4 protein-coding genes and 3 pseudogenes are annotated in these 5,540 nt (G+C 61.6%); 6 read left to right on the forward strand and 1 reads right to left on the reverse strand.

Annotation, left to right across the window (positions count from 1 at the left end; genetic code table 11):
- The 5 genes and pseudogenes from HV796_RS39955 to HV796_RS39975 form a co-directional block, all read left to right on the forward strand.
- Positions 1-814: hypothetical protein (locus tag HV796_RS39955; RefSeq protein ID WP_175233248.1), on the forward strand; the 814-nt coding region annotated here is incomplete at its 5' end.
- 5 nt (positions 815-819) lie between these two features.
- Positions 820-1,338: a hypothetical protein gene (locus HV796_RS39960; RefSeq protein WP_175233249.1), complete on the forward strand. Its 519-nt coding sequence runs from the start codon at positions 820-822 to the stop codon at positions 1,336-1,338.
- A 196-nt stretch (positions 1,339-1,534) separates the two neighbouring features.
- A pseudogene (locus tag HV796_RS39965) lies at positions 1,535-2,263 on the forward strand (IS6 family transposase).
- An 83-nt stretch (positions 2,264-2,346) separates the two neighbouring features.
- Entirely contained in the window at positions 2,347-2,541 is a 195-nt protein-coding gene (locus HV796_RS39970) for a DUF29 domain-containing protein (RefSeq protein WP_246356335.1), read from the forward strand.
- A gap of 225 nt (positions 2,542-2,766) precedes the next feature.
- Positions 2,767-3,501 (forward strand): annotated as a pseudogene (locus tag HV796_RS39975) (IS6 family transposase).
- A gap of 139 nt (positions 3,502-3,640) precedes the next feature.
- Here the strand turns inward: HV796_RS39975 and HV796_RS39980 are convergent.
- Complete coding sequence (locus tag HV796_RS39980) at positions 3,641-4,564, reverse strand: tyrosine-type recombinase/integrase (RefSeq protein WP_175233250.1); 924 nt, start codon at positions 4,562-4,564, stop codon at positions 3,641-3,643.
- A gap of 519 nt (positions 4,565-5,083) precedes the next feature.
- Here HV796_RS39980 and HV796_RS39985 point away from each other — a divergent pair.
- Positions 5,084-5,305: pseudogene (locus HV796_RS39985) on the forward strand (IS110 family transposase); the annotation flags it as partial.
- Between the last annotated feature and the right edge of the window lie 235 nt (positions 5,306-5,540).

Consider the following 5,540-nt stretch of genomic DNA (forward strand, 5'->3'; position numbering starts at 1 on the left):
GAATCTGGACGACAGGCCGCGTCCTCAAGGCCCGGGGGCGGACCCGGCAGGCACGGCGCTGGTTGACTGGGCCCACGCAGAGCAGGCGCGTGGACTGCCGCTTTCCCATGCGGAGCAGCAGATCCATGACAGCCTGTACGCATCAGGGCGTCAACAGCCTGCTGCCCCCCTCCCGGGCAGCAGTCGCGCAAAGCCCCACGCACGGTTCGTTCCGACATTACCTGAACACATCGATCTGCTGAAGGATTTGCCCGAGGAACTGGGTCCTGCATACCGCTCTAACGTCAACCGGTTCCTGGTGCATCTGGAAGAGCGGGGACAGTCATGGTCGCAACTGGTGCCCGCTGGCAGCGGTCCGGGTGCGCGTCCTGCTGCGCTGGAACAGGCAGTCAACGAGGGGATCCGGCATCATAGCTTGCCGCCCAGCACGCGCGCAGCCATCAACCAGGCCTTCGGGCTCAAGCTGCAAGGCGACATAAAAAAAGTCCGGCTTGCGCCGGATCTTCAGGAGCACAAGGATCTGCTGAAGGATCTGCCCGAAGAACTGGATCCTGTATACCGCTCTAACGTCAAGCGGTTCCTGGTGCATCTGGAAGAGCAGGGACAGTCATGGTCGCAACTGTGGTGGCCGCGGGCAGCGGTGCGGGTGTCCGTCCTGCCGCGCTTGAACAGGCAGTCAGCGAGGGGATCCGGCATTATGGCTTGCAGCCCAGCACGCGCGCAGCCATCAACCAGGCCTTCGGGTTCAAGCTGCAAGGCGACATACAAAGAGTCCGGCTTGCGCCAGATCTTCAGGAGCACAAGGATCTGCTGAAGAATTTGCCCGAAGAAGTGGATCATCGATACCGCTCCAGCGTCAACCGGTTCCTGGCGCATCTGGAAGAGCAGGGTCAGTCATGGTCGCAACTGGTGGCCGCGGGCAGCGGTGCGGGTGCGCGTCCTGCTGCGCTTGAACAGGCGGTCAACGAGGGGATCCGGCATTATGGCTTGCAGACCAACACGCGCGCAGCCATCAACCAGGCCTTCGGGTTCAAACTGCAAGGCGACATGAAAAAAGTTCGGCTTGCGCCGGATCTTCAGGAGCACAAGGATCTGCCTGAAGAACTGGATCAGGTATACCGCTCTCGCGTCAACCGGTTCCTGGTGCATCTGGAAGAGCAGGGACAGTCATGGTCGCAACTGGTGCCCGCGGGCAGCGGTGCGGGTGCGCGTCCCGCTGCGCTTGAACAGGCAGTCAACGAGGGTATCCGGCATCACGGCTTGCAGACCAGCACGCGCGCAGCCATCAATCGGGCCTTCGGGTTCGATCTGCAAAGTAAAGCAGAAAAGCGGGGATAGCCCGGCCGACCGTGTCGCGACAACAATGAGCAGATGATGAGTCGGTCGCGGTAGGGACGATGGTGACGTGCGACATGAAGTCGCGTGGTTGATTGCTTTACTGCTTGCGTAAGGGGAGAAAACCGGTTGTTCCGTCAGCCAGTAGCATACTGGAGGGCCTTGTCATATTGGTGGTGCGGTCAAGTAAGATGGCGAGATGAAGAAATCGAAATCGCTTTATCACGGTCATCGTTTCCGGCCGGAGTCATCAGTTACGCGGTGCGCTAGTATTTCCGCTTTCAGTTGAGCTTGCGCGACATCGAGGAACGACTCTTCGAGCGTGGGGTGATCGTGACATACGAGACGATCCGATGCTGGTGCGATAAGTTCGGCAAGGGCTTCGCTCATCGGGCGAAGGCTGCGTGGCGCAAGCCCGGTAGCACGTGGCGCCCTCGACGGGATGTCCGGCACCCTGTGCAGCGAACCGTACCTGCTGTGACGTGCGGTCGATGAGCAAGGCGCCGAACTCGACATCCTGGTGCAAAAGCGGCGCGATAAGGCCGCCGCCAAACGCTTCTTCAGGCGTATGCTGCGTTCGAACCCGGCACCGCGCAAGCTCGTCACCGAGCAGTTGCGCAGCTATCCCGCAGCAAAAGCCGGGATCCCGGAGCTTGCGAACGTGAAGCACGTGTTCGTCAAAGCGGCCGCCCGGCCAAACAACCGCGCAGAGAATAGCCACCAACCGACACGCGAGCGGCACATGCATGGCTTTCGCGATCCTGGACGTACGCAGGCTTTCCTATTGACCTTCTGCCCGATTCGGCAGCACTTCGCACTCAAGCGCCGTCTGTTGCGCGCTTCACTCTATTGCAAACAACTCGCAGCCCGGTTCGTTGCATGGCATGAATTCGCCGGACTCGCCCAAAATCCGTCGACTGCTTTCTGACCAGTAGTCGTATCTGCCCCTTGCCGTCTCATTCTCGGCAAGTTCATAAAGCCGGCACCGATCCAGTACGACTCGGTGTCATCGTGGTCTGCACTATCGAAGTGCCCCGCCCGCCGAGTCTACGCGGCAAGTTCGGCGATGCGGCGTGGCTCGATATCGTGTGGTCGAAGGCATGCAGCATTGCGAGCAATGCAACGGGCCTCGACCTCGATGTGTTTCCCGAAGCATTGCCGTGGGTCGTCGTCGACGTGCTCCCGCAGGAATCTCATCCAGAGTGACGGAACGCGTTGTGTCGAATGACAAAAGTGGCCCCACGATCGAATGCGGCGCGTGCGGTTGGTAACGGGATGATAGTCGCACGGATAGCGGGCATTGCCGCGAATGCGATGGCGCATGCCTGCCGCTCGAACAGAGTTACGGTAACCCGCAACAGGACTGAAAACAGCGAAGAAGGGACATGGCGGCATTGTCAAGTTGCTGAAGCCTTCGGCTAGAATGGGCGCATGAAGAAGATCAAATCTGCGTTCCCCGGTTTTTCGTTTTTCTGAGTCAGTCATCGGCTGTGCGGTACGTTGGTATCACCGCTTCAGCCTGAGCCTGTGGGACATCGAGGAACCGCTGCGGGAACGTGGCGTGGTCGTCACGTACGAATCGATCCGGCAATGATGTGGCCGGTTTGGGTCGCAGTTCACCTGTCGCGCAAAGGCGGCACGCGCCAGGCCGGGTTCGACGTGGTACCTCGATGAAATGGCCGTGTGCCTGCGCGGCGAGCCGCACTGGCTGTGGCGCGCGGTGGATGAGCATGGTACGGAACTGGACGTGCTGCTGCAGAAGTGCCGCGACAAGGCGGTGGCAAAACGCTTCTTCAAACTGGTGCTGCGTTCGGCGCCGGTGCCACGGCGTATTGTCACGGACCAGCTGCGCAGCTACCCGGCGGCAAAGGCAGACATTCCCGAACTCGTTGCAGTGAAACACGTGTTCGTGACGGGCCGTCGTGCGACTGAACAACCAGGCGGAGAACAGCCACCAGCCGACGCTCACGCGAGCGCCAGATGCGGGACTTTCGCGAGGCGCGGCGTACGCAGGCATTTCTTTCCCGTTTCGGTCCAATCCGGCTGTACTTCCCCTTGCCGCGACACCGGATGCAGGCCCGTGACCACCGCGCTGCGCTCGTGCACCGTCGGCTGCCTGGCAGCAGTGGACAGCAGAACTGGTCGGCGTCTTCGTTTTCTGATTAGGATACCTGATCTTATCGACAACATTGATCCAAACCCGTCGACTTGACAATACCGCCCGCTGCCATACCCCAACGCCCAGCGCCAGGCGGCCTTTCCGGAGTGCCACCCGGTGGCTGGCGAAACCGTTAAGGAACGTAACTTACCCGGCCAGTCGAATGTTTTCGATGGTTGCGCGAAGACGCACCACGGTCCGCTGGCTGGTCAGCCCGAGCAGCCGGCTCACGTCGACGTTGCCGCGGCCATCGAGCAGCTGCCGGCGAGCATAGGTGTTGCGCAGCACGCGCGGACTCATGTCGGGCGCCCGGAATCCGATGGCTTCGAACGCCTCGCGCACGACATTGCCCAGTAGCACGTCATTGACCATGCCCTCACGACCGGGGGCCGGAAAGAGAGGGGCGTCGCCGGCATCCGGCTCACGCGTCTGTTTCCACCTGGACAGGGTGGCGATCGAAAACGGCGGCAACGGGATGCGTCGCGAGTCACGCGGTCCGCGCTTCGGCACCTCCAGAAGTGGGCGCATGCCCTCGACGCCCAGATGGTCGCACCGCGCCTGTCGAAGTTCCGTCGCCTGGATGCCGGTAGCCAGAAAGAGGGCGACGATCGCGCGATTGCGCAATGCGCGGGCGTCGTCGTCGGCTGCGGGCTGGACCCACGCCTGCAGCCGCGCATCCGCGTCGGGGCGAAGATAGAGGGGAACCGGCTCATCCTCTGGCCAGCGCTCGAAAGCGGCGATGGTGGTCACCGGATTCTCTTCGCGGATGCCGTCCTCGATGAGCTGACGGCACAGCCGCTCGAGCAGCCTGCCGTAGCGCAATCGCGTCGTGGTGCCCGGCGCGCATCGCATATCGACGTCGACGAAGAAAGCTTCGACGTTGGCCGTGCCGAAGGTGGCAAGCGTCACGCCCTTTGTCGCGAGATGGCGAAGAAAGCGGTCGAACATCGCCGCATGCTGGATGCGCGAGCGCGGGGAAAAGGGACGGCGATCGGCGCCGACCGCGTCGGTTTCCTGCCAGAGCCGGTATGCGTCCGCTGGCGCGGTGATCCATGGGAAGGGTCGATTCATGTTCGGTCTTATATACTGTATTTAATGCTCCGACAAGTCGTAGCAAATCTGCGCTTCGCCGATCGGTCTCCAAGGAGAAGGGTTTCCCGGGGTTCTGATAATCATATAGCCGGCCTCCCCACCGTTCGGATCGAACGGCTGGTGTAGTGTCGAGGTGCGAGCAGCGACGTGACGCAAAGGTAGGGCCGGCATGAATGTGGTCCTGACTTGCGTGCGTTGGTACGTGGCCTATCCGGTGAGCCTGCGGCACCTTGAAGAATGAAATGAACGCGTCCGTGCGCCGGTCAAAACCGGCAAGGTGTTGTGAATGAAAGAGTCATACGTTGAAGGTCTAGCCAGCCACGACGGCCTCGAGTCATGCGTGTGCGTCCGTAACGACGTAGGCGAAGCGTTGGCAGAGGTACGCCTGGGCCAGGTATCGAGCTGCGAAATCCATTCCCCGCGCCGAAAGGCACGGACTGACCGGGGTGCCGAGGCACTGGACGCTTGCCGAAAGCCACACCGGGATTGCCGTATTGGCAAAGAGGCGACACGTATCTGCGCACGCTGCTCATTCACGGCGCGCGCAGCGTACTGACCCGTGCGAAGGAGCCGGGCCAATGGGCCGAACAGATCGGGGGGCGACGCCCGCGCAATGTGGTGGTCGTGGCGCCTGCCAGCAAGATGGCGCGGACGATCTGGGCGGTGCTGGCCCATGACCGGCCGTACCAGCGGGACTATGTAAGTGTGAAGCCAGTCTGAACAGCTTGCACGAAGAAGAAGATCAACGTTTAACACAGGGTGAACGGCGAAAGGTTGCGCAGCAATCGGGTGAGATGACAAACCAGGTAAGACCGGAGGCCCGTCAGTGCCTGAATCATTTCGAGAGCTTCGGGCTCGCTTGAAGAATGAGGCGCGGGCCAGCGGATTTCATGGAGGGCCGCAGCCTGTCAGGCTGCAACAAGCCTGATGGTATGGACTCCCGCCCCCTCCGGGG

The organism is Paraburkholderia humisilvae, assembly GCF_902859855.1.
GTDB lineage: Bacteria > Pseudomonadota > Gammaproteobacteria > Burkholderiales > Burkholderiaceae > Paraburkholderia > Paraburkholderia humisilvae.